This is a genomic window from Streptomyces sp. NPDC029138 (genome assembly GCF_055564375.1).
In genome coordinates, this window is the sequence record NZ_JBVHWM010000003.1 from 295967 (window position 1) to 318796 (window position 22830).

At 69.9% G+C, this 22830-nt stretch carries 19 protein-coding genes and 4 pseudogenes; 14 read left to right on the plus strand and 9 right to left on the minus strand.

Annotated features, from left to right (window positions below):
* Positions 1–98 precede the first annotated feature (98 nt).
* From ACZ4WH_RS05345 to ACZ4WH_RS05355, 3 genes and pseudogenes are all read right to left on the minus strand, one after another.
* A pseudogene (locus ACZ4WH_RS05345) lies at positions 99–578 on the minus strand (lipase family protein); the annotation flags it as partial.
* Positions 579–808: 230 nt separating this feature from the next.
* A complete protein-coding gene (gene qcrB / locus ACZ4WH_RS05350; RefSeq protein ID WP_468176805.1) occupies positions 809–2428 on the minus strand; it encodes a cytochrome bc1 complex cytochrome b subunit in 1620 nt (539 codons plus the stop codon).
* Between the two features lie 326 nt (positions 2429–2754).
* On the minus strand, positions 2755–3414 hold the full coding sequence (locus ACZ4WH_RS05355) for an NAD(P)-dependent oxidoreductase (RefSeq protein WP_468176807.1): 660 nt from the start codon (positions 3412–3414) through the stop codon (positions 2755–2757).
* Positions 3415–3591: 177 nt separating this feature from the next.
* Between ACZ4WH_RS05355 and ACZ4WH_RS05360 the strand changes: the two genes are divergently transcribed.
* From ACZ4WH_RS05360 to ACZ4WH_RS05380, 5 genes are all read left to right on the plus strand, one after another.
* On the plus strand, positions 3592–4356 hold the full coding sequence (locus tag ACZ4WH_RS05360; protein ID WP_468176809.1) for a class I SAM-dependent methyltransferase: 765 nt from the start codon (positions 3592–3594) through the stop codon (positions 4354–4356).
* A 141-nt stretch (positions 4357–4497) separates the two neighbouring features.
* A complete protein-coding gene (locus tag ACZ4WH_RS05365; RefSeq protein ID WP_468176810.1) occupies positions 4498–5736 on the plus strand; it encodes an NAD(P)/FAD-dependent oxidoreductase in 1239 nt (412 codons plus the stop codon).
* Positions 5737–5905: 169 nt separating this feature from the next.
* Positions 5906–6649, plus strand: a complete 744-nt coding sequence (locus ACZ4WH_RS05370) for a PIG-L deacetylase family protein (protein ID WP_468176812.1) — start codon at positions 5906–5908, stop codon at positions 6647–6649.
* 75 nt (positions 6650–6724) lie between these two features.
* Positions 6725–7825 (plus strand): phenazine antibiotic biosynthesis protein, encoded by a 1101-nt coding sequence (locus ACZ4WH_RS05375; RefSeq protein WP_468176814.1) that lies wholly within the window; start codon positions 6725–6727, stop codon positions 7823–7825.
* On the plus strand, positions 7825–9216 hold the full coding sequence (locus ACZ4WH_RS05380) for an aldehyde dehydrogenase family protein (RefSeq protein WP_468176816.1): 1392 nt from the start codon (positions 7825–7827) through the stop codon (positions 9214–9216). The genes ACZ4WH_RS05375 and ACZ4WH_RS05380 overlap by 1 nt, the downstream gene beginning before the upstream one ends.
* Positions 9217–9223: 7 nt before the next feature.
* Here the strand turns inward: ACZ4WH_RS05380 and ACZ4WH_RS05385 are convergent, their stop codons facing one another.
* Complete coding sequence (locus ACZ4WH_RS05385) at positions 9224–9853, minus strand: DUF5134 domain-containing protein (protein ID WP_468176818.1); 630 nt, start codon at positions 9851–9853, stop codon at positions 9224–9226.
* Positions 9854–10203: 350 nt separating this feature from the next.
* Between ACZ4WH_RS05385 and ACZ4WH_RS05390 the strand changes: the two genes are divergently transcribed.
* Positions 10204–11100: an RNA polymerase sigma-70 factor gene (locus ACZ4WH_RS05390; protein WP_468176820.1), complete on the plus strand. Its 897-nt coding sequence runs from the start codon at positions 10204–10206 to the stop codon at positions 11098–11100.
* 155 nt (positions 11101–11255) lie between these two features.
* Positions 11256–11753, plus strand: a complete 498-nt coding sequence (locus tag ACZ4WH_RS05395; RefSeq protein WP_468176822.1) for an Ohr family peroxiredoxin — start codon at positions 11256–11258, stop codon at positions 11751–11753.
* 138 nt (positions 11754–11891) lie between these two features.
* Here ACZ4WH_RS05395 and fdxA read toward each other — a convergent pair.
* Positions 11892–12200: pseudogene (fdxA, locus tag ACZ4WH_RS05400) on the minus strand (ferredoxin); the annotation flags it as partial.
* A 239-nt stretch (positions 12201–12439) separates the two neighbouring features.
* On the opposite strand from fdxA, the gene ACZ4WH_RS05405 reads away from it, so the two are divergent.
* The 3 genes from ACZ4WH_RS05405 (at position 12440) to ACZ4WH_RS05415 (ending at position 15787) form a co-directional block, all read left to right on the plus strand.
* The gene (locus tag ACZ4WH_RS05405) at positions 12440–14140 is read left to right on the plus strand and encodes an L-aspartate oxidase (RefSeq protein ID WP_468176938.1); all 1701 of its coding nucleotides are present in this window, start codon (positions 12440–12442) and stop codon (positions 14138–14140) included.
* Between the two features lie 133 nt (positions 14141–14273).
* A complete protein-coding gene (locus ACZ4WH_RS05410; RefSeq protein WP_468176824.1) occupies positions 14274–15020 on the plus strand; it encodes an SDR family oxidoreductase in 747 nt (248 codons plus the stop codon).
* A gap of 170 nt (positions 15021–15190) precedes the next feature.
* Positions 15191–15787 carry a YceI family protein gene (locus ACZ4WH_RS05415; RefSeq protein WP_468176940.1) on the plus strand — a complete coding sequence of 199 codons (597 nt, stop codon included), beginning with the start codon at positions 15191–15193 and terminating at the stop codon, positions 15785–15787.
* A 48-nt stretch (positions 15788–15835) separates the two neighbouring features.
* Here ACZ4WH_RS05415 and ACZ4WH_RS05420 read toward each other — a convergent pair whose 3' ends face one another.
* On the minus strand, positions 15836–16102 hold the full coding sequence (locus tag ACZ4WH_RS05420) for a WhiB family transcriptional regulator (protein WP_468176826.1): 267 nt from the start codon (positions 16100–16102) through the stop codon (positions 15836–15838).
* Positions 16103–16401: 299 nt separating this feature from the next.
* Between ACZ4WH_RS05420 and ACZ4WH_RS05425 the strand changes: the two are divergent.
* Positions 16402–17127 (plus strand): annotated as a pseudogene (locus tag ACZ4WH_RS05425) (sigma-70 family RNA polymerase sigma factor family protein); the annotation flags it as partial.
* Here ACZ4WH_RS05425 and ACZ4WH_RS05430 read toward each other — a convergent pair.
* A complete protein-coding gene (locus ACZ4WH_RS05430) occupies positions 17084–17947 on the minus strand; it encodes a sigma-70 family RNA polymerase sigma factor family protein (protein WP_468176828.1) in 864 nt (287 codons plus the stop codon). The pseudogene ACZ4WH_RS05425 and the gene ACZ4WH_RS05430 sit on opposite strands and share 44 nt — an antisense overlap.
* 576 nt (positions 17948–18523) lie before the next feature.
* Between ACZ4WH_RS05430 and ACZ4WH_RS05435 the strand changes: the two genes are divergently transcribed.
* Positions 18524–18775, plus strand: coding sequence for a hypothetical protein (locus ACZ4WH_RS05435; protein ID WP_468176830.1), 252 nt, complete (start codon positions 18524–18526; stop codon positions 18773–18775).
* 195 nt (positions 18776–18970) lie between these two features.
* Positions 18971–19516 carry a hypothetical protein gene (locus tag ACZ4WH_RS05440; protein ID WP_468176832.1) on the plus strand — a complete coding sequence of 182 codons (546 nt, stop codon included), beginning with the start codon at positions 18971–18973 and terminating at the stop codon, positions 19514–19516.
* Positions 19517–19615: 99 nt separating this feature from the next.
* Here the strand turns inward: ACZ4WH_RS05440 and ACZ4WH_RS05445 are convergent, their stop codons facing one another.
* The gene (locus ACZ4WH_RS05445; protein WP_468176834.1) at positions 19616–20965 is read right to left on the minus strand and encodes an NAD(P)/FAD-dependent oxidoreductase; all 1350 of its coding nucleotides are present in this window, start codon (positions 20963–20965) and stop codon (positions 19616–19618) included.
* A 359-nt stretch (positions 20966–21324) separates the two neighbouring features.
* On the opposite strand from ACZ4WH_RS05445, the pseudogene ACZ4WH_RS05450 reads away from it, so the two are divergent.
* Positions 21325–21573 (plus strand): annotated as a pseudogene (locus ACZ4WH_RS05450) (anhydro-N-acetylmuramic acid kinase); the annotation flags it as partial.
* A 262-nt stretch (positions 21574–21835) separates the two neighbouring features.
* Here the strand turns inward: ACZ4WH_RS05450 and ACZ4WH_RS05455 are convergent.
* Positions 21836–22570, minus strand: a complete 735-nt coding sequence (locus tag ACZ4WH_RS05455; protein ID WP_468176836.1) for an alpha/beta fold hydrolase — start codon at positions 22568–22570, stop codon at positions 21836–21838.
* Positions 22571–22830 lie beyond the last annotated feature (260 nt).

Here is a 22830-nt window from a genome sequence, read left to right on the forward strand (position 1 = left end):
GGTAGCGGCTCCACAGCGACCGGCTGTCGGGGGAACGGGGTTCGCGCACATGGGAGTTGCGCGGAGAGGTCAGCGCACCGAGCGCGCGGCGTCCTCGACCAGGGCCCAATGGTCTTCCAGGCGGGATCCGCCGCGCCCTCGGCCAGGGCGGCGCTGGTGACCGGTCGCTGGGTGACGGCCATCAGGCCGGTCTCGTTACGTGGCACGTCCGCCGCGAACCGGTGCCGGAATTGTCGTTCTGAATGTAGAGGTCGGTGCCTTTGGAGCCGTCGGCGTTCGTGAACGGCACCGGGCGCAGCGCATCGCTGAGGGTACTGCCGGGGAACCTTCCCGACAACCGAGCCTCCGTAGGAGTGACCGGCCAGGACGTCCTTGAGGTAGGCGGAGTCGCCGCTCAGGGAGCGCGGCGGGTTGGCGACGGCGACCACGGGACAACCGTCGTGCCGCAGTCTCTTTATGACGCCGTTCCAGCCCGTGGAGTCGGCGAACGCACCGTGGACCAGGACCACGGTGGGCTTGGGACCCCGCGAGGGGGCACCTTTGTCGGCGGAGGCCGGGGCGACCGTCGTGGCGAGCAGCCCCCCGGCCTGCTGAGGGTCGGTGACCCGCTCGACACGCTGCTGCGGTACGGGGGGATCCGCTGTGGCTGCGAGGCCGGCACCGTTGCCGCTGCGCGGGGAAGGACGGCCGCTCGGGCCGACGAGGCGGAGGCGCCGCGGGGCGAACAGCCTGCTGCGGCGGGCCGGTTGGCTCGGCAGTTCCTTGTGCCGCCTGCCGCCTTCACCCATATGACTGGTGGCCCCACCGATCAGGACCGGTGGTGGCCGCTGATCTCCGTGTATTCGGACGCGGTGGGCTTGGGAACCTGCGTGCCCGAGCCGTAGAGGACACGGCTGAGCCTGACGCGCAGGCGCTGGGTACGGCGGGGCGTGGCATCGTCCGCGTCCCGCACGGGTGCGGGCTCCAGGGGCCGGTACTGCGTGTGGGCGGTCAGGGTGTGCAGTTGCGCCTGGGTGAGCGGCTCGTGAATTTCGACGTACTCGCCGTGCGGAAGACGTTTGATGATGCCGCTCTCACGCCCGTGCAGCACCTTGTCGCGGTCTTGCCGCTGCAGGCCCAGTGCCACACGTTTGGTGACGAAGAAGGCCAGGACCGGGACGACGAAAAGACCGATGCGCACGGTCCAGGTCACGGCCTCGACGGAAACACGCAGGTGAGTGGCTATCAGGTCGTTGGCGGCACCGACGAGAGCCACCGAGTAGACGCTGAGCCAGGCCACGCCCAGGGCGGTCCGCACCGGGCGGTTGCGGGGGCGGTCCAGCAGATGCTGTTCGCTGTCGTCGTCCGTGACCCAGGCCTCTATGAAGGGGTAGGCGCCCATGGCGAGGAAGAGCAGCACGCCGATCAGCAGGGGCAGGAAGTTGTCCAGGGCCAAGGTGTGGCCCCAGAACGCGATCTCCCAGCCGGGCATGACGCGCAGAAACCCGTCGGCGACGCCCATGTACCAGTCGGGCTGGGAGCCGGCGGAGACCTGGTCGGGGCGGAACGGCCCGTAGTTCCACACGGGATTGATCTGGGCGACGGCGGCCATGAAGAAGATCACGCCGGACACGAGGAAGAAGTAGGCGCCGGCCTTGACGGCGTACACCCGGAACGGGATGCCGACGACGTTGGTGTTGGTACGGCCGGGCCCGGGGTACTGAGTGTGCCGGTGGCGTACGGCCAGGGCCACGTGGCCGACGATCAGGGCGACCATCAGCCCGGGGATGACCAGGATGTGGAGGGTGTTGAAGCGGGCGATCAGGTCCTCACCGGGGAACTCTCCGCCGAAGAGGAAGAACGACACGTACGTCCCGACGACCGGGATCGAGAGGATCGTGCCGTTGACGACCTGAAGGCCGGTTCCGGACAGCAGGTCGTCGGGCAGGTCGTAGCCGGTCAGGCCCCCGAACATGGCCAGGATGAGCAACAGGAACCCGAATACCCAGTTCAGCTCGCGTGGCTTGCGGAACGCGCCGGTGAAGAAGACCCGCAGCATGTGCACGAACACGGCGGCGACGAAGACCAGCGCCGCCCAGTGGTGTGCCTGGCGGACGAGGAGACCGCCGCGGACGTCGAAGGATATGTGCAGGGTCGAGTCGAAGGCCTCCGACACCAGCTGACCCCGCAAGGGGGCGTAGCTGCCCTGGTAGACGACGGGGTCGGAGGAGGGGTGGAAGTAGAAGCTCAGGTAGACGCCGGTGAGCAGCAGGATGACGAAACTGTAGAGTGCGATCTCGCCGAGCATGAACGACCAGTGGTCGGGGAAGACCAAGCGCCGAGCGGAGCGGGCCAGCCGGCGGTAGCCGAGTCGGCCGTCCGCCCATTGGGCGAGCTTCTCCCCCGTACGCCCCTGCCCCGGCTCGGCCGGCCGGCTGTCGTTGCCCATCTCTTCACCATTCATTTCTGCATCACCCGAAGCTCGCTGCGTCTGATGGCACCGCGGTCCCGGGCGTTGCCGTGGGTCCGCGGCACTGGCGTGTTGCGAGGGCTCCCGTCGCCGTGGCAGCCGGTAGCTGTCCGTGCCGCACCCCGGCTTCGGCACGGGCCGGGGGAACGTACACGTGGCACTGCGGAGCCGACTCGTCCACGGCTGTGCTGTTCGGGCACGGTTCGTGAACTGCTGTCGCAGTCATGACCGGCGAGACGGCTCAGGTGTGACACGAGGCGTCGGGTGCCGCCGTGGTCCTCGACGCCCGTGAGCGGGGCTCGGCCTCAGCGTGGCACGACGTTGTCAAGCTCCTCACCTGCCGCGAACCGGGTCAACCGGCGGCGGATGAGTTCCTCGAGACGGGGCCACAAGGAAGGGGTGAACGCGCCGACGTGCGGGGTGATCAGCACGCCGGGTGCTCCCCGGAGGGGATGTCCCGCCGGGAGCGGCTCAGGGTCGGTCACGTCGAGCGCGGCCCGCAGCCGACCCCCGTGTGCGTCCTTCAGCAGGGCGTCGGTGTCGACGACGGCCCCGCGGGACACGTTGACGAGCAATGCGCCGTCCTTCATGCGAGCCAGCAGGTCGGCGTCGAAGAGGGGACGGGTCTGCGGGGTCAGCGGAGTGGACAGCACCACGACGTCCGCCTCCGCGACGAGCCGGGGCAGACGCGCGACGGAGTGCACGGGTCCACGGGGCGAGTCCCGGTCGTCCCGTGCGGCACGGGTCACGACGCAGCCGAAGGGAGTAAGGAGTTCGTCCAGCGCGGAGCCCACGGCACCGTAACCCACGATCAGCACGGACCGCTCGTACAGGGACGGGAAGACCTGCGGCCTCCATGCCTCGCGGTGCTGGGCGTGACAGTGGGCGTACCTCAGCCCGCTGGGGAGTTCGGCGAAACTGGTGAACTGCGCGGGCAGCCATACCTGCGGGTGACTCGCCGTCATGTCGACGTGTTCTGCTCTCAACTCCGTTTCGCGGACCGGGCGCACCGGCATGCCGGCCGGTGCCCGGCCACTGACAGCACATGCTTGCGACGGCGATCACCCCAAGCCCGCGCGGGCCTGCACCCCGCTCGCCACCATTGCTGTCACACGCACGGCCCACGTGCTGTCTTGGTGGATATGCACCCTGTCATAGCAAGAGCACCGACCTTCCGGCCGCAGACGGACCCCTACGCCGTCACCGCGGAGTTCTACGACATCCTCCAGGCCGACGAGGACGAGACGCGGGTCCGTCACCTCTACGGTCGCGAAGTCGCGAAGGCCCGTATCGGCGTTGTGGACATCGGTGCCGGTACCGGACGGGTCACGTTCATGAGCCTGGCCGAGTCCCAGGTCGACGTGCACGCCGTCGAGCCGGCGCGCGCCATGCGCACGTCCTTGATGACCCGCCTCGCCGCCCTGCCCGCACGGCAGAGGGAGCGCGTGACCGTGCACCCGCACGCCCTGGACGAGGCGGCCCTGTACGCGGTCGCGGACGTGGCCGTCTGCCACAACACGGTCGCCTGTCTCTCGCCGAGCGCGCGGCACGCGCTCTGGCCTGCGATCGGCGCGGCCCTCGTCCCCGGCGGTTCGCTGTTCCTGGAACTCCCGCCTGCCCGGCTTCCCGCCCGGAACGTTCTGCGCGTCCTGCCCCAGCAGCGGATCGGCGAGCACGCGTACGGCGGACGCATGGTGATGTCGACCGCCGGGAACCGCATCCGTACACGCGTCGACTACTGGGTCCGGGGGGTGGAAGGTGTGCTGCGGGAACACTCCGAGACGTTCTGGATGTGGCCCGCCTCGCGCTCCCAGGTGATCGACGACCTGGAGCGGCACGGATTCGTCCCGTTGCCGGGACACGATGATCCGGCCGTCCTGGCGGTGACGCTCCGAACTCCCTGGTGAGACAACGTGGGGACGTCGACGGCGGTCGCCCTGGCACACCGGCGCCGCGATGTCACAACCCGTGTCGTCGCCCGGTCTCATGGATGACCGCACCACATGGCGCTCGCCCTGTGTGCCTCACAACCTGAGACGGGAATCATCATGTCGCCTGCGAACACGTTCGTGATCGTCGGGGGCGGCCTGGCCGCCGGCAAGGCCGCGGAAGAACTGCGCGAGCACGGCCACGACGGGCCGCTCCTCGTCATCGGAGACGAGCGGGAGCGGCCGTACATTCGACCGCCGCTGTCCAAGGGCTATCTGCTCGGCAAGGAGGACCGCGAATCGATCCACGTACATCCCGAGGGCTTGTACCGGGAACACGAGGTCGACCTGCTTCTGGGCACGAGCGTGACGTCCGTCGACGCGCAGTCCAAAGAGGTGACGCTGGACGACGGTCGTCGCGTGCCCTACACCAAGCTGCTCCTGGCGACCGGTTCCTCACCTCGCCGTCTGACCGTCCCGGGGGCGGACCTGGACAACGTGCTGTATCTGCGGCGCGTGGGCGACAGTGAGCGTCTCAAGTCCGCCTTCACCGAAGGTGCGCGGATCGTGGTGGTCGGCGGTGGATGGATCGGTCTGGAGACGGCGGCCGCGGCCCGGACGGCCGGGGCGGAGGTGACCGTGCTCGAACACGCGGAGCTGCCCCTGCTCAAGGTTCTGGGACGGGAGGCGGCCGAGGTCTTCGCCGGCCTGCACCGGGACCACGGCGTCGACCTGCGTCCCCACGCCGAGATCGAGCACGTCACCGGAACCGGCGGCCGCGTGGACGGGGTCGGGCTGGCCGACGGCAGTCACCTGCCCGCGGACGCCGTGGTGGTGGGGGTGGGCATCACGCCCAACGTCCGCCTCGCCGAGGATGCGGGCCTGGACGTGCGCAACGGCATCGTCACGGACGAGCACCTGCGGACCTCGGTGCCCGACATCCACGCCGCCGGCGACGTCGCCAATGCCTACCACCCGCGGCTCGGTCGGCACCTGCGCGTGGAACACTGGGCCAACGCGCTGCACCAGCCGCGCACCGCCGCACTGAGCATGCTGGGCAAGGAAGCGGTCTACGACCGGCTGCCGTACTTCTACACCGATCAGTACGACCTCGGGATGGAGTACACCGGCTACACCGAACCGGGCGGCTACGACCGTGTCGTCTTCCGCGGGGCACCGGGGGAGCGGCGGTTCATCGCCTTCTGGATGTCCGGGAACCGGGTCGTGGCGGGAATGAGCGTCAACGTGTGGGACGTCATCGAAACGATCCGTTCCCTGATCGAATCCGGCGTGGAGACGGACGACGCCGTCCTCTCCGACCCAGCGGTTCCCCTGGAGAGCCTTCTTCCGCGCGTCTGAACCACTTCGGCGACACGCGCGGCCAAGGTGCCCAAGCGCATCGACTCGGCCGACGAGGTGCGCTCCGACTCGTCGCTGCCGCACACTCGGCCGACCCGAGGCCATCTCCGGACCGGCAACCCCGTGCCGGCCTGCCACCCCACCACGCAACACCGACGAGAGCAGACACATGACCGACAGCTCCCTTCCACCGCTGCGCCCGATGCCGGGCGACTGGCGACGGGCACTCGCCGTGGTGGCGCATCCCGACGATCTCGAGTACGGATGCTCGGCCGCCGTGGCCTCCTGGGTGGCCGATGGCCGGGAGGTCACCTACGTGCTCGCCACCCGTGGTGAGGCCGGTATCGACAGCCTCGCCCCCGAACGCGCCCGGTCGCTGCGCGAGGCCGAGCAGCGTGCCGCTGCCGCGGCCGTGGGTGTGTCCACGGTGGAGTTCCTCGGCCACCAGGACGGTGTGATCGAGTACGGCGTGCCCCTGCGCCGCGACATCGCCGCGGCCGTTCGGCGTCACCGGCCCGAGCTCGTGATCACGCTGAACCACCGGGACACCTGGGCCCACGGTGCCTGGAACACCCCGGACCACGTGGCCGTGGGGCGCGCGGTGCTGGACGCGTCGGCGGACGCGGGCAACCGCTGGATCTTCCCGGAACTCACCGAACAAGGACTGCCGCCCTGGAACGGCGTCCGGTGGGTGGCCGTCGCCAACTCTCCGACGCCGACTCACGCGGTGTCCGCCGAGTCGGGTTTCGAGCAGGCGGTGCGGTCCTTGCTGCGGCACCGCACCTACATCGAGGCGTTGACCGAGGAGGACCCCGAGACGTACGCGCGCCGTTTCCTGGCCGACAGCACCCGCGCCCACGGGTCGCGGTTCGACGGCCGGCGCGCCGTCGCCTTCGAACTGTTCAGCCGGTGACCGAACGTTTCCAGATCTCACACGCCCGCGGAACCTCGCTCATACGCACGAGACCGTGCCGAGAAAGGACCATCCATGACGTACGAGTCCCCCACCGTTCTGGACGCCGGACCGTCCGACGGCGTCGACCCGGACGAGTTCGTGCGAGCGGCCATGCGCTGGCACTTCGACCCGGCGACAGGCTCCCGCTACTGGCTCGACCGGGCCGATCGGCTCGCCTTCGATCCGCGTCAGGACGTCAAGGGTGCTGACGACCTGATGCTCTTCCCCGACCTGACCGACGAACTGCGGGACGTCCCGGTTGCGGACCTGGTTCCCCAGGGCTACGGAAGAGGTGCCCGGCTGCTCAACGTCCTCGACAGCGGCGGAACGACCGGGGCGCCCAAGCGAGTCGTCCAGCTCGACGACTGGATGCGGCACAGTACGGAGCAGGTCGACAAGCGCCTCCGGGGCCACGGCCTGCCCGTCGGAGCCCAGTGGCTGACGGTGGCGCCGACGGGCCCGCATCTGGTGGGTGACGTGCTGCAGCGGGCGGCAGGCTCCCTCGGCGGCCCGGGGCTCAGCATCGACATGGACCCCCGCTGGGTGAAGAAGCTGGTCGCAGCGGGCCGGAGCGACGAGGTCGAGTCCTACACGGACCATCTCGTCGAACAGTGCCGGCGGATTCTGCTGACCCAGGAGATCGGGGTACTCGCCGCCACCACCCCGCTGCTGGAACGCTTCGCCCGCGAGGACGACCTTCTGGAGCGGATCAACGGCTCCGTCGAGGCGATCATCTGGGGTGGCACGCACATGGACCCCGACACCCGCCACCTGCTGGGCACGGAGGTCTTTCCCGACGTCGCCCTCATCGGCATGTACGGCAACACCATGATGCTCACCGCGCTGCTCGAACGGGTCGGTCTCAGCGCCTCGGAGCCCTGCGTGTTCGACCCGGTGTCTCCGTACGTGTTCCTGTCGGTCGTGGACCCCGACACCGGGGAACGGGTCGAGGTCGGTGAGCGGGGCCAGGTGATCGTCAGCCACGTCAGCAAATCCATGCTCATCCCCAACAACGCGGAACGGGACACGGCCGTGCGCATGCGGCCTGCCGACGGCCAGGCGGGCGACGCCGTCGCGGACGTGGCGCCGGTGCCCACAGTGAGGGGCGAGACGGTGATCGAGGGCGTGTACTGATGACGGCTGCCGAGGTCACCGGCCCGGTGTACCTGGACGCGCTGGGTCCCCGCGGTCCGTACCGGACGCGGGTGCCGAGCGCGGTGACGGATGTGTCCGGTGCCGAGGTGGCGCGGCTGAGCCTGGTGCCGCCCGTGTACGTCGGCCGGGCGCTGGCCGCGCTGCGCAAGGCCGAGGCGGTGTCAGCGGCCGACGTCGACGCACTGCTGGGGGCGGCCGGCGAGGAGTTCGCCACCGGCACCATCGGCGGACTGGGCGTACGCGAGTACGAACACCTCGTCAGCCGTACCGCCGGCACTCCGCTGACAGTGGTGCGCGCCGCGACACGGGGCACGGCACGGTTCGTCAGCCTGGCCCGTTCCTCCGCCGAGCAGGGCAGGCCACGCGGGGCGGTCTCCGACCGCAGGGACCCGGCCCTGCGTGCCGGGCACGCCGTCTGGGCCCGCCGGGGAAGCGTGTTCGCCGTCAACGCCTCCGGCAACCATCCCGGTGTCCACCGGCTGTGGCTGGAGGCGCTGGCCCTGGGGTACCGCGTCGCCGTGCGTCCGTCACGGCGGGAGCCGTTCACCCCGCACCGGCTGGTCGGGGCGCTGCACCGGGCGGGTGTCCGGGAGGACCAGCTGGTGTTGCTGCCCACGGACCACCGGACCGCCGACGTGCTCATCCGCGGTGCCGACCGCGCGGTCGTGTACGGCGGCGACGAGGTGGTCGCCCGGTACGCGCACAATCCGCGCGTGCTGCCCCAGGGGCCGGGCAGGACCAAGATCCTCATCACCGCGGACACCGACTGGCGGGAACATCTCGACACGATCGTCGGCTCCGTTGCCGACGAGGGCGGCACCGCGTGCGTCAACGCCACCGCCGTTCTCGTCGAGGGCGACCCGGCGCCGCTCGCCGAGGCCGTCGCGGCCCGCCTGTCCCGGCTGCCCGGTCTGCCGCCCCAGGACACGCGGGCGGTGCTCCCGGTGTGCCCGCTGGACCGGGCACGGGCCCTCGGCTCCTACCTGAGGTCGGTGGCGGCGGGTACCCGTGCCTGGCTCGGTGGGGAGGGCATCGTCGACGACCTGGGTGACGGAAGCGCCGTCCTGCGTCCCGCCGTCCACCAGGTCGGCAGCTCCAGTGCCGCGCAGCTCCGGACCGAACTCCCTTTTCCCTGCGTGTGGGTGGCGCCCTGGAACCGTACGGACGGTATCGCCCCGCTGCGGGACACACTCGTGCTGTCGGCGCTCACCCGCGACGGCGCGTTGCTCGACGCGCTGCTGGCGGAACCCACCATCGCCAATGTGTACGTCGGTGACCACCCGACCTACTGGATGGCTCCGGGTGTGCCCCACGACAGTTACCTGTCGGACTTCCTGATGCGCAGCAAGGCCGTTGTCGGCGCCCTGTGACAGGCGGTCAGTGGAGCATGAGCAGCATCAGGGCCGTCCCCAGCGCCATCGCGCCGTCGCGGACGTGACCGTAGGGGTCCGTCGCGGCGGCGCGGTGCGCGGAGTCCGTGGCGGACCGCAGCGAGGGCATGGGGCGGGTCAAGGACCACATACCGCAGGCCAGGAGATACACCGTCAGCAGCCCGGTGACCCCGGCAGTCGACATCGATGCGCCGGTGGCATGGCCGAGAGCCGCGGTGTCGTGTGCGGCCGGGACGCCTCCGGCCAGGGTCTCGTGTGACGGCACCGCCCGGCCGTGATGTGTGCGCGGCATCCAGGCCATCGCGGCCATGCCGGCCGCGGGCGGCAACCGGGCGGCGATCTCCGCCACTCTGTTCGCCGTGCGGCGGAGGGCGGTCAGCGGGAACCACAGTGCGGCGAGCGTGAAGAGGACCGTCATGGTCTGGCCGGACAGCGATCGGCCGAGACTCCAGGGCATCGCCGCCATGGCCACGGACATGGCGGAGTGCAGGAGGTGGTCCACCCGGTCACGGCGTCCCGTCCCCGGTGACCGGACGCCGTGCCACAGTGCGTGCACCGCCACGAGGGCGAAGAGCAGCGTCAGCATGGAGTGCACGACGTCGACGGGAGTACCCATGGGGCGGGTCAGACGACGGGACGCGGGGCCACGTCACCGCCGCCGTCGCCGTGTGGGGAGCGGGCGTGCGCCGGCCTTCTGACTGACACCGTGTGCACCTTTCCTGGTCCATGACTGTTCGCAGTCCTGACCGGCCGTGCGGTTGTTTCGTGACATGGCGCGCTCCCAGGAGCGGGCGGGCAGCGGACCGGTACGGTGCCGTGCCGGGCCTGCGACGTGCTGTCCCGGAGTCATCGGGTGCCACGGTGTGCGACCTGGGCGGCATCGGGGACGGTCGTGTCAACGACCCCCGACGCGTCCCCCCTCGACCGCTTGTAGCATGGTGCGCACGAAGCCAGAAGGGACGATCCATGCACGCTGGCGCCCACTCCGACACCCTCGATCAAGCGACGAAGGACTTCCTTTCGGCGCGCCCGCGACTCTTCGGCATCGCGTACCGCGTCCTGGGCAGTGCGGCGGAGGCCGAGGACGTCGTGCAGGAAACCTGGCTGCGGTGGCAGAACACGGATCGCACCAAGGTCCTCGAACCGGCCGCTTTCCTGACCACGGTGGCGACCCGGCTGGCGATCAATCTGGCCCAGTCCGCACGGATGCGCCGGGAGTCCTATGTCGGCCCCTGGCTTCCCGAGCCCGTCGACACCACGGAGGATCCGCAGCTTGGCGCGGAGCGGGCCGAGGCCCTGGAGATGGCGGTTCTGCTGGTCCTGGAGAAGCTGAATCCCGTGGAGCGCACCGCCTACGTGCTCCGGGAGGCTTTCGACTACCCCTACGGGCGGGTCTCCGAGATCCTGGAGACGAGCGAGGCCAACGCCCGTCAACTCGTGAGCAGGGCACGCAGGCACCTGGCCGCCGAGCGCAGGGAGCGCGTCACGCCGGCGGCCCATCGGCGGCTGCTGGAGGTGTTCCTCTCCGCGGCGCGGACGGGCGATCTGTCGGTACTAGAGGACGTTCTCACCGCCGACGTCGTCAGTTACTCGGACGGTGGCGGGATCCGCGGCGCGTCGAAGATCCCGGTGGTCGGACGGTCCCATGTCTCGCGGTACCTCGTGGCGTTCGCCCCGCGCTTCTGGCCGCAGGCGGACATCCGGTGGGTCGAGGCGAACGGCCTGCCGGCCGTGCTGGTCTCGTCCGGCGGGGAGGCTGTCGCCCTGCTGTCCGTCGACGTCTCGACGGAGGGCATCGACCGGCTCATGTGGGTGATGAACCCGGCCAAGCTGGCGCCCTACGTGGCCTCCCTGCGCGACTGACCCGCCGGCGGGCCTTCTCGGCGGCCGTCGGCGGGCAGGCGTCACAGGAACGGTTACTTGTCGGTCAACCAGTAGTCCGGACCCCGGACGCCCCCGGGTACGTGCTCCCGGACGTCCACCGGGACGCCGTACCACGACCACATCGGAGTCATGCTGTGACCGAGCGGATCCAGTTGCCCACCCTGTCGACCGCGAAGGACTACGGCGGGAACGAGTTCTCGCCCATCTACACAACCACCGTGACCGTCGACGGCGGTGTGGCCTCGCACGGGCGGGCCTCCGGCCGGGCACGCTCGTCCGACGGCGCCCTGGACCTCGATCTGCGCATGCCCGCCGAGCTGGGCGGCGACGGCCGGGGAACCAACCCCGAGCAGCTTTTCGCGGCCGGCTTCGCGGCGTGCTTCCACGGCGCGCTGAGCCTCCTGGCGCGGCAGGAGGCACTCGACCCCGCGGCCATCTCCGTCGTGGCGACCGTCGCCTTCGGACGGGATCCGGAGGACGGTGGCTACCTGCTGCGCGTCGATCTGGTGGTGCGGTGGCCCGGCGTCGCTCCCGAGACGGCAACGGCTCTGATGGAGAAGGCCGACGCGCTGTGCCCCTACGCACGCATGGCCTGGAGGGGTACGCCGACCACCATCACCCTCGCCTCCTGACCGCCACGTCCGGTATGCGTCGGCCGTCGCCCCGGCGGCGGCCGCTCATCGCCCGCCCGGTCAGGACGGGAACCAGAGGTCCGCGTCGGCGGCTTCCTCCTTGCGGACGGCGAAGACGGAGATCTCCTTCTTGTCGAGGCTCTGCAGGGGCAGGGCCTCGACCAGAGGATGGTCTCCGGCCGGCTCACGCCGATGGTCCCGCTCCGGGGTCGCGGCTTCGAAGAACTCCGCGTTGACGGACCGGTAGTGCGCCCAGTGCCGCGGCAGGTCGTCCTCGTAGAAGATGGCCTCCACGGGGCAGACGGGCTCACAGGCGTGGCAGTCGACGCACTCCGCGGGGTTGATGTAGAGCGTGCGTGAACCCTCGTAGATGCAGTCCACGGGGCATTCCGTGACACACGCCCGGTCCTTGATGTCGACGCAGGGCTGCGCGATGACGTACGTCATCCCTCTCCTCCTCCTCGTCGTCGGACCCGTCACGGGGCCGACTCGGTCGGCCGTCGGACTCATGGATACGACCGGGGATGCCCACACGCTGTGACACGTGCGCTTTCCCCGGAGTCACCCGCCCCGGACGTCGGGAGCGGCGGCGCCGTGTCACAAACCTCCGCCTGGCCTGGTCGTAGTCAGTGACACCCACAGCGACGGGAGCAATCGTGGCTATCACCGAACAACGACTTTCGACCATGGTGCTGGTGATCGGTACCGGCGGGGCCGGTCTGCGGGCGGCGATCGAGCTGGCCGAGGCCGGCGTCGATGTCGTTGCCGTCGGCAAGCGCCCCAAGGAGGACACCCACACCTCCCTGGCCGCCGGCGGGATCAACGCGGCCCTGGCCACGATGGACCCCGAGGACAGTTGGCAGCAGCATGCCGCGGACACCCTCAAGGAGAGTTACCTGCTCGGCGACCCCCGCACGGCGGAGATCGTCACCCAGGGCGCGGCCCTGGGCATCGACGACCTGGAACGCTACGGCATGGCCTTCGCCCGCGAAGGGGACGGCCGCATCTCGCAGCGCTTCTTCGGCGCCCACAAGTACCGCCGCACGGCCTTCGCCGGCGACTACACCGGCCTCGAGATTCAGCGCACGCTCATCCGGCGCGCGAGCCAGCTGGACATATCCATGCTCGACAGCGTCTACATCACCCGTCTCCTGGTCCACGACGGCGCCGTCTTCGGGGCCTACGGCTTCGACCTCAACAACGGCACCCGTTACCTCATCCACGCGGACGCCGTCATCCTCGCGGCCGGCGGGCACACCCGCATCTGGCGGCGCACCTCCTCGCGACGGGACGAGAACACCGGCGACTCCTTCCGCCTGGCGGTGGAGGCCGGGGCACGGCTGCGCGACCCCGAACTGGTCCAGTTCCATCCCTCCGGCATCATGGAACCGGAGAACGCCGCCGGCACCCTCGTCAGTGAGGCGGCCCGCGGCGAGGGCGGCATTCTGCGCAACGCCCTCGGCGAGCGGTACATGAGCCGCTACGACCCTCAGCGGATGGAACTGTCCACCCGCGACCGCGTGGCCCTCGCCTCCTACACCGAGATCAAGGAAGGCCGCGGCACCCCCAACGGCGGGGTCTGGCTCGACGTCTCCCACCTCCCCCGCCAGACGATCATGAACCGGCTCCCCCGGGTCTACCAGACGCTCCTCGATCTGCAGATGCTCGACATCACCCGCGAACCCATCGAGGTCGCCCCGACCGCGCACTACTCGATGGGCGGCGTCTGGGTCCGCCCCGAGGATCACAGCACCGACGTCCGCGGCCTGTACGCCATCGGCGAGGCGTCCAGCGGCCTCCACGGCGCCAACCGCCTCGGTGGCAACAGTCTCATCGAACTCCTCGTCTACGGCCGCATCACCGGTCAGGCCGCCGCCGCCTACTCGGAGTCACTCACCGCGCAGCCTCGCTCCGCGGCCGCGGTGGCCCAGGCCCGCGCCGAAGTCGACGAACTGCTCGCTGCCGACGGGCCCGAGAACGTCCGCGCCCTCCAGCGCGCCATCCGCAACACCATGACCGAACACGCCGGCGTCGTCCGTGACGAACAGGGTCTGCGCACGGGCCTGGCGGAACTGGACACCATCGAGAAGCGCATGGAGAACGTCGGAGTCCACCCCGACATCGCCGGCTTCCAGGACCTCGCCCACGCCTTCGACCTCAAGTCGGCCGCCCTGGCGGCCCGCGCCACCCTCGAAGCGGCGCTGGAACGCCGGGAAACCCGCGGTTGTCACAATCGCAGCGACTTCCCCGACATGGATCCGGCCTTCCGCGTCAACCTCGTCTGGTCCCCGACGACCGGAATCACCCATGAGAGCATTCCGCCCATCCCGGACGAGATCGCGTCCCTCATGGAAGACGTCTCCACCGACGGAAAGCTCGTCGAATAGCTCGTCGAATCAGATGTCCGCCGTCCCGCATTCCTGATTCACAGCATTTGTCCCAGGTCCTGTCACAGAAAGCGTATGCATCCGGTCCTACCTGGTGCACACCACATCACACCACTCCGAAAGGATCCCCATCATGAAGGTCGTAGTGATCGGCGGTACCGGACTGATCGGCTCGAAGCTGGTCGCCAAGCTCAACGAGCACGGTCACGAGGCCGTGCCGGCCGCCCCCAACACCGGCGTCAATACGCTCACGGGCGAGGGCCTGGCCGATGTCCTCGACGGCGCCTCGGTCGTGGTGGACGTCTCCAACTCGCCCTCCTTCGCGGACGACGCCGTCATGGAGTTCTTCCGTACCTCGACCACCAACCTCCTCAAGGCGGAGGCGGACGCCGGCGTGACCCACCACGTGGCCCTCTCCGTGGTCGGTACGGAACGGCTCCAGGAGAGCGGCTACTTCCGTGCCAAGCAGGCACAGGAGGCGCTGATCAAGGACTCGGGAATTCCCTACTCCATCGTTCACGCCACCCAGTTCTTCGAGTTCATGAAGGGCATCGCCGACTCGGCGACCGACGGTGACACCGTTCGTCTGGCCCCGATCAAGATCCGGCCCGTCTACTCCGACGACGTGGCCGCCGCCGTCGGCCGCACCGCTGTCGGTACCCCCGTCAACGGGGTGGTGGAAGTCGCCGGCCCCGAGGTGTTCCAGTTGGACGAGCTGATCCAAAAGGGCCTGGCCGCCAAGAACGACCCGCGCACGGTCGTGACCGACGCGCACGCCCCGTACTTCGGTGCGGAGTTGCAGGAGACCACCCTGCTCCCCGGTCCGGACGCGCACATCGCCGGGACCCGTTTCGCCGACTGGCTCGCGCAGCAGCACTGAGCCGCCGGGCGGGGCGGCCCCTGGGGCAGGGGCCGCCCACGCGAAGGGGCCTGTCATGCGCGCACCGCGGCACGGCAGGCCCCTTCTTCACGTTCGGCGCGGCGATGGCCGAGACGCCGACACGCCTTGTCACCGACAGACAGCAACCGCAGAGAGGGCCACTCACCATGCTGATGCAACGCGATCAGGCCGTTCCTCCCAGTTCCGGTCCGTACCCGGCGGTGACCGGTGCGTACACCATCGACCCGGTCCACAGCTCGATCGGTTTCTCGGTCCGGCACGCCATGATCTCCAACGTTCGCGGGAGGTTCGACCGTTTCGAGGGCCTTCTCAAACTCGACGGCTCCGACCCGTCCCGTTCCGAGGCGTACGTGAGTGTCCAGACCGACAGCCTGGACACGGGAGTCCAGGAGCGCGACGCGCACCTTGCGGGGCCCAACTTCTTCGACTCCGCGACGTTTCCCCTGATGGCCTTCCGCTCCACCGGCGTCGTCCCGCACGGCGACGACGAGTTCCGCCTCACCGGCGGTCTGCGCATCAAGGACATCGAGCTGCCCCTGGACATCGACGTCGTCTTCGGCGGAGCGGGCGAGGACACCCACGGGCAGCACCGGGTCGGCTTCGGGGGCACGGCCACCCTGCGGCGTTCGGACTGGGGGCTGGCCTGGAACACACCGTTGGCGAAGGGGGGTGTCCTGGTCAGCGACAAGGTGACTCTGACACTGGACATCTCCGCGATACGGGCCGACCGGAACGCGGCGGCCTGACCGGATGCCGGTGAGGGCGGAGGCCGAGTCCAGCCACTCGGCCCGCGCTCACGCGGCGGTTTCCGTCGCCCCCGGCGTGCGCGCCGTGCGCCGTCGCATGGCGCGGCGCTCCCCTTCCGTCGTACCGCCCCAGATGCCCTCCACCGGGTCCGCGTCGACGGCCCACGCCAAGCACTGCTCCGTCACGGGGCAACGACGGCAGACGGCCTTCGCCTCGTCCGTCTGAATCGCCACCGGGCCACTGTTGATGTTGCCTATCGGGAAGAAGAGATCAGGGTCTTCTCCTTGGCAAAGTGCCCGTTCGCGCCAGTCCATGGAACACCTCCTGCGGTGAGGGACGGAAAACGGTCTCGGGGGCGGCTCGTCGTGAGGGAGTGCGAAGACGCGGGTGGGCGATACGTCACCGCTCGTCACTTGAAATGACCGAATGGTCGGCGTGTGTGTGACATGGAACCGGTGCCGAGGCTCGCGTTCTCCGAATCCCGGCGAGAGATCCACCCCGAAACTGTCGCGAAACGCCTCAGCCGTTGGTCACTTGGAGCGGAGGTGAACTCGGCACGCTGCCACAGGTCCGCACGCCGGCCCACCGGCCCGGCAGTCCCGGACGACGACCGCAGGTGCGGCTGCGCTGGCAGAGGGCCGACCGTACCGCCGTCGTCAGTCCCGTGGCGTTCCTGTCCAGCACCACCACGCGCATGGCCATCAACGTGGCCCAGTCGGCCCGCGTCCGCCGTGAGACCTACATCGGTCCGTGGCTGCCCGAGCCCGTCGACACCCGCAGTGACCCGGAGGTCGGCGCCGAACGAGGAGAGGCACTGGAACTCGCCCTCCTCTCGGTGCTGGGAAGCTCCCCCCGGCCGAACGCGCCGCGTACGTCCTGAGAGAAGCCTTCGACGCACGCTGCTCGATGCCTTCGTCGCCGCTGCTCGGCAGAGGGACGTCGCTTCCTTAGAGGCACCGCTGACACCGAACGCGGTCAGTCTCTCCGACGGCAACGGCGTCCGAGGGGCGGCTCGTGTCCCGGTCCTGGGCCGCGCCCGCGTGGCGAACTGTCGACTGCCTGTCCACGGTTCTGGCCGACGGTCGAGGTCGAACCGGTCGAGACCAACGGACGCAGCGGGATCCTGCTCCACCGGGACGGCCGGCCCGCCACCTTCATGACCGTCGCGGCCACGCACCGGGGCAACCACCAGGCGATGTGGGTGTTCAACCCGCGCAAGATCGCCGCCTTCTCAGACTCCCGCTCCCGCTGTGCGGCCGTCCGCCGCGTCCCAGACCGAGTTCCTGGGCGGCTCGTCAGGGGCGAGGGCGATTCCAGGAGCGCAGTTTGTCGGGGTTGAGGACGACCCAGACCTGGACGACGCGGGAGCCGGCGATGTCGAGGGTGATGACCGCGGCGACCTGGTCGTCATAGCGGACGACGAGACCCGTGCGTCCGTTGACGGGGTGGGTGTGCAAGGTGGTGCGGGTGTGCCCGGCGAGCAGGGTCAGCAGGCTCCGGGCGACGCGTTCGCCTCCGGTGACGGGCCGCGTCAGCGCGCGGACCTTGCCTCCGCCGTCGAAGAATGCGGTGGCCTCGGGGGCCAGCAGGGACGCCAGGCGGTCGGCGTCCTCGTCGGCGCACGCGTGTCGTAAGGTTTGGGCGAGTTCGTCCTGCCGGCGTGGCGGCGTCGGCTGTGCGCGACGAGCCCGAATGCTTTGACGGGCCCGGTCTGCGAGCTGGGCGCATTCCGCCTCGGACTGCCCCACGATGCCCGCAACCGTGCCGGTTGCCAGTCCGAAGACGTCGTTGAGTACGAACGCCGCCCTGTCGGCCGGTGACAGCGTGTTCAACGTCCGCAGCAACACCGCGCTGACCTCGCCCCCCAGGCCGGTACCGCGCTGCCCCCTCCTCGGCACGGGGCCCTGGGCGTCCTCCCCGCGGCCGGACAGGGCCAGCCGCGCCAGGCAGATGCCACCGACGACCCGGGTCAGCCAGGTGCGTGGCGCCGTAATCCGGGCCCTCTGGTGATCGGAGAGCCCGTACCACTGCCGGTACGCCTCGTCGGCGACGCGCTCTGCCGCGATGCGGCTGCCCAGCATCCAGTGAGCGACCTCCAGCAGATGCCGCCGCTCATCGAGCAACTCCGCGATCGGCAGGGTGTCACCGACAGGTTCCATACCGCGTCCTCCTTCCGAACGGCCCTGCTGCACCACTGCGCTGCGGTGGCGTGTGCATCCCTCGGGTGGTGCCATCGTGCCGCCGAAACACACTTTCATGCGACGCCGCCGTCGGTGTCATTTTCACGGCACCACAGTGAGTCGTGTCGAACATGCCGCTCACGAGATGCGCTTACCCGGGGCGGCCCCTTGCACACTCACCTCCCGTACGGGGATCAGCATGCGCAACGTGTGCGTGCGGTCCGGTATCACCGGCAGGACACTGGCACAGCGGACCATCGGCGATCCTCCCGTGGAGGTTCTCTGCGTTCTGCCGCACGCACCCCCTTTCGCCGAGGAGCCCCTGATCCCAGGGGCGAGGCGCAGTAACAGGGCGCGCCGTCCCATGGCTGTCACAGCTCTCCCCACTGCCCGGTCTATGCGGTGTCGACGGCTTGCGGCGGCATCCGCTCAAGCCCCTGCGGCGAAGAAGGAGGAGCATGGCAGGGACACACGTCAGGCGATGCGTTCAGGTGATCGCTGTTCCAGCGGAGTCCGTGCCCAGGCTTCCGGCACCAGCTGAGGAAGGACGAGAGGATGCCCCGAAGCACTGACCGGCGGACCGATCCCGCAGCCGCCACCGCGTCGCTCGCGGCGGAGGCGGCGCTGCTCGAGGGACGGCTGCGCCTGCTCCGAGAGGCGATCAACACGGTGGACGCCCGCATCGACGCGGTCTCCGAGACCCTACGGCAACTGCAGCACTCGATGGCTGCGCCCGCTGACGGCCGGAAGCACCCGGGTGAGGCAGGCGACACACGGCTCGATCACTCGACGACCGGCCGCCCCTGACAGACCGCTCGGGCGGATGCCGGTGAGTCGTCTCGGTAGTCGATGCGCGCTCTCCGGTCTCCGCCCGCTCCGTTCCCGACCGGCGGGGGCCGCTGCATATGATGTCGGGGTAGCATCCCGCCGGTGTTGGGCCGGGCTGACGTCGCCGGCACATCGGCGGCCCCGCCGGGAAAGGGTTGAGGACGAGAGGAACGCATGGGCTCCGTGACTCCCACGGCTCGCAACATCGAGATCACCGCCGAGAGCCTCCGGGAGGACCTGGCCCGGCTGGAGGTTCAGAAGCAGGCGCTGGAGAGGGAACTTTCCGCGGTCACCGCTCACCTCGACTCCGTGCAGCGAGCCCTCAGCGCCCTTCAGGCCCTGATGCCCATGGCCGCTCCGTCGTCCGCGGCACCTGGTCCTGTGGATGTCCGACCGACGGCGGAGCCGGCGCCCGCGCGGCGAGCGGCACCCGCGAACACGACCGAGGACGCTGGCGAGAGCCGGGGGACGTCCGACAGCACGAACGCCGAGGCCGAGGCCGACCACGCCACGAAGTACGGCAAGCTGACCGAGCAGATCCTGGCGTACTTCGCCGAAGTCGCGGACACCGACGTCCGTGCCCGCGATGTCGCCGCCGCTCTGGGCCGTGACACCGACAGTGGCAGCATCAATGCCGTCCGGAGCACGCTCGACCGTCTGGTCGGCGCCTCCCGCATTCGCCGTGTCGGCCGCGGTCTGTACCGCGCCGCCAAGCCCTGACCCGCAAGCCGTACTTCGCCACGCCGGGGGTCGGCGGCCCGCCCCCGGGCAACGGGTGCTCCCGTCGAAACGCCCGCCGCCCGGCACGTCACCGCCGGCTCATCCGGCGACGATGTCCGTAGGCTCCTCGCTGCGGCGTGGGGCGCCGCTGGATACGAAGGCATCTCTCGGGTGCTGGACCGAGACAAGGGAAACGACGTCGCGGCCGTAGAAGGCGGCGGTGGCCCACACCGCGAAAACGCGGACCTTACGTTCCCAGCTGGGTACGGCCAGGACGTGGTAGCCCCGGTGCATCAGCCAGGCCGGGAAGCCCTTGATGACCAGGCGCCGGTACTGGAAGATGCCGCGGCCCAGGCCCAGCGTGGCCACCACCCCCAGGCTGTGGTGCACGTAGTCCTTGGTCGGCCGGCCACGCAGTGACGCCAGGATGTTCTTCGCCAGACGCTTGCCCTGCCGGACGGCGTGCTGGGCGTTGGGCACCGTGCGGGCATCCGGTCGCCCGGCCGCGAGGTCGGGCACCGAGGCGTCGTCGCCGGCCGCCCAGACATCCGGCACCGCCTCGGTGTCCGTGCCGACCCGGAGATCGGCACGCACCGTCAGCAGGCCACGTTCGTCGACCGGGAGGTCGGTGTGGTTGTGCACGATCGGGTTGGACGCGTTGCCCGCCGTCCACACGATCAGGCCCGAGTCGTACTCCTCTCCGCCGGACAGTACGACGCGCCCGTCCTCCGCGGAGACGAGTTGGGTGTTCAGATGTACCCGCGCGCCCCGCTTCTCCAGCGAGCGCACCACCCACTCACCGGGCCGGTCGGTGACCTCGGGAAGGATCCGGTTCCGCGCCTCGACCAGGTGGAAGGCCAGTTCTCCGGCATCGATCTCCGGGTAGTGCTTGAGCAGGGCGGTCGCCAGCGCCAGCAGTTCGCCGAAGGCCTCCACCCCGGAGAATCCGCCTCCGATGACAGTGACGGTGAGCAGCTTGCGGCGCTCGGGCCCGCGCGGAAGGGTCGCCGCGCGGTCGAACGAGGTGAGCAGCCGGTCGCGGATCGCCACGGCCTCCTCGACATGCTTCAGTCCGTACGCCTGGTCGCTCAGCCCCGGGATCGGGAACGTGCGCGTGACGGCTCCCGCCGTCACCACCAGCACGTCGTAGTGGAGGTCGAAGTCCGGCCCGGTCTCCGGCCGGACCGTGACCGTGCGTGCGCTGTTGCGAATCTCCGTCACCGCGCCCGCGATCAGGCGGGTCCGGTGCAGGTGCCGCCGCAGCGAGACCGCGGCATGCCGGGCCTCCACCGACCCGGCGACCACCTCCGGGAGGAACGGCTGGTACGTCATGTACGGACGAGGGTCGACCACGGTGACGCGTGCCTCACCCCGTCGCAGCTTCTTCTCCAGGCCCCACGCGGTGTAGAAACCCGCGTAGCCACCACCCACGATCAAGATCTCACGCACGGTGTCCTCTGTTCCTCTCGGCTTCACTTATCAAGACCGGTCAGAACCATGGGGTGTGACATGACCGAGGGCCGGGACCGGGAATCCCGCACATGCGACCGACGGCGCCGTTTCTGGTCTACCCCTTGGACTGGATACCGTCCCTGGTGCAGAGACGCGGGGCGTTTACAGTGCCGACCGCCGGATTGCCACACCTGCGCTGTTCAGCAAGTGCACACCGGGAGCCACCGCCGTGGCGCCCTTGGACTGCCGTGGGCGAGTCCGTGGTCACACCATGGCGCGGTCCATAGCGTCGGCAAGGCCTTCACCGATCGGGTCGTACGCGCCCTGCCGAGCTGTGCGACGGCGCGGCGGACTCGGTGGTCTCCCGCGCGCAGCCCCTCTACGACTGGACCGAGGACGGTACCGGCCGCAGCACCCTCCACCTCGGACAGCCCGCCTGGAACACCGAGGCCACCGGCCTCCTCGTCATCTTCGACCCGCGCGGCAGTGGCGTCGCAGCCGGCGGTCAGGGGGCGCCGCTGGTCGCCATGACCGACTTCCTCGCCATGACGGCACCGCCCGGCACACCCACCACCCTGAACCCGGACGGCATCCCCGACATCACCGTCGTCGCCCCGGTGCGGAACCACTGGTCCCTCGGCACCGGTCCCGCCAACGCCCTCATGCTGCGGCCTGGCCTTCGCCCCTCGCCGCCGAAGGAGCGACGGTCCACCTCGCCACCGCCAGTGGGATCTTCCTGGCCGGGACAGGGCATGGACGGATGCGGCGCTGTCGCGCTGCGGCTCCGCCATGGCCTGTGGCCGGGCGGACGGCGGCCGCGCACAGGTAGAAGCGCCCGCCATTCCTTCGGTCCGGCCGACGCGTTCGTCACGCGTGCGCGTGCAGGTTCCAGTGCGCCTCCAAGATTTCGGCCACCTCCGCGGGCCGCTGAAGCAGAGGCCAGTGGTTGCAGTCCATCTCGATCACCGCGGAGGCGTGCAGGGAGGCGCCGAGCTTGCGCCCGAACTCGATCTGGCAGGCGGGGTCGAGCGCCCCCCAGAAGACCAGGCACGGCGCGGACACCGCGGACAGCCCCGGCTCCCACTCCGCCCCCATCGTCACAGCCGACCGGTACAGCTTGAGGATGGAATCCTTCATCGGCCCGTCCACGCGGCTCGCCATCTCCCGGGCCAGGTCGATGGGTACGTCGAAGCCGGTCGCCAGGTCGTCGGCGAACGGTTCCGTTTGCAGTTCCTCCATGAAGCGGTCGCCTTCGACGTGGTCCTGCCAGATCTTGGCCAACGGGTGCCACTCGTACTCGGAGTTGATCGGCCCGTTACCTCCGGCCCAGGTACTGACCAGATCGGGGCGCAGATAGGCGACGCGGGCGGTCAGTATGCACCCCCAGTCGTGACCGACCAGGTCCACCGGCTCACCGACCCACTCCAGCCGTTCGATGAGCCAGTCCACGTACTCCTCCTTCGTGGAGCCGAAGCCGGCCGGGCGCGCCGCACCGAAGCCGGGCAAGTCCCAGGCTTCCACGTCGGTCCTGGTGAGGTGCCGCCGCACGCCGTCCCACACCCGGTGTGTGTCGGGGACGCCGTGAATCAGGATGGCAGGCAATGGACAGGTCCCTTCGTCAGTGGGCGACGCCTCGCGATCGGGGTCGGAACAACATCCTGTCACACTGTTATGTTTCGTAGGCCCCGGGTCCCCGCGGTGACGGGCGCGTCCTCATGTCACATGATCCGCGCCTGTCCGGTCTGCACTGCTGAGGGCACCGAAGACGAGCCCGTGGGCCAAGCCATCCCAGAACCGGGTGCTCCGTCCGCCGACCGTCACGGACGTCGATCCAGCCGATCTCGGCGGTGGCGAGGTGGTGC

Bases quoted from the DNA above. Each gene is read 5' to 3' on its own strand.
- qcrB (WP_468176805.1), bottom strand. From the start codon at position 2,428: ATGGGCAACGACAGCCGGCCGGCCGAGCCGGGGCAGGGGCGTACGGGG.
- ACZ4WH_RS05370 (WP_468176812.1), top strand. From the start codon at position 5,906: ATGACCGACAGCTCCCTTCCACCGCTGCGCCCGATGCCGGGCGACTGG.
- ACZ4WH_RS05405 (WP_468176938.1), top strand. From the start codon at position 12,440: ATGGTGCTGGTGATCGGTACCGGCGGGGCCGGTCTGCGGGCGGCGATC.
- ACZ4WH_RS05430 (WP_468176828.1), bottom strand. From the start codon at position 17,947: ATGGAACCTGTCGGTGACACCCTGCCGATCGCGGAGTTGCTCGATGAG.
- ACZ4WH_RS05390 (WP_468176820.1), top strand. From the start codon at position 10,204: ATGCACGCTGGCGCCCACTCCGACACCCTCGATCAAGCGACGAAGGAC.
- ACZ4WH_RS05435 (WP_468176830.1), top strand. From the start codon at position 18,524: ATGCCCCGAAGCACTGACCGGCGGACCGATCCCGCAGCCGCCACCGCG.
- ACZ4WH_RS05420 (WP_468176826.1), bottom strand. From the start codon at position 16,102: ATGGACTGGCGCGAACGGGCACTTTGCCAAGGAGAAGACCCTGATCTC.
- ACZ4WH_RS05375 (WP_468176814.1), top strand. From the start codon at position 6,725: ATGACGTACGAGTCCCCCACCGTTCTGGACGCCGGACCGTCCGACGGC.
- ACZ4WH_RS05360 (WP_468176809.1), top strand. From the start codon at position 3,592: ATGCACCCTGTCATAGCAAGAGCACCGACCTTCCGGCCGCAGACGGAC.
- ACZ4WH_RS05410 (WP_468176824.1), top strand. From the start codon at position 14,274: ATGAAGGTCGTAGTGATCGGCGGTACCGGACTGATCGGCTCGAAGCTG.
- ACZ4WH_RS05440 (WP_468176832.1), top strand. From the start codon at position 18,971: ATGGGCTCCGTGACTCCCACGGCTCGCAACATCGAGATCACCGCCGAG.
- ACZ4WH_RS05365 (WP_468176810.1), top strand. From the start codon at position 4,498: ATGTCGCCTGCGAACACGTTCGTGATCGTCGGGGGCGGCCTGGCCGCC.
- ACZ4WH_RS05385 (WP_468176818.1), bottom strand. From the start codon at position 9,853: ATGGGTACTCCCGTCGACGTCGTGCACTCCATGCTGACGCTGCTCTTC.
- ACZ4WH_RS05380 (WP_468176816.1), top strand. From the start codon at position 7,825: ATGACGGCTGCCGAGGTCACCGGCCCGGTGTACCTGGACGCGCTGGGT.
- ACZ4WH_RS05355 (WP_468176807.1), bottom strand. From the start codon at position 3,414: ATGACGGCGAGTCACCCGCAGGTATGGCTGCCCGCGCAGTTCACCAGT.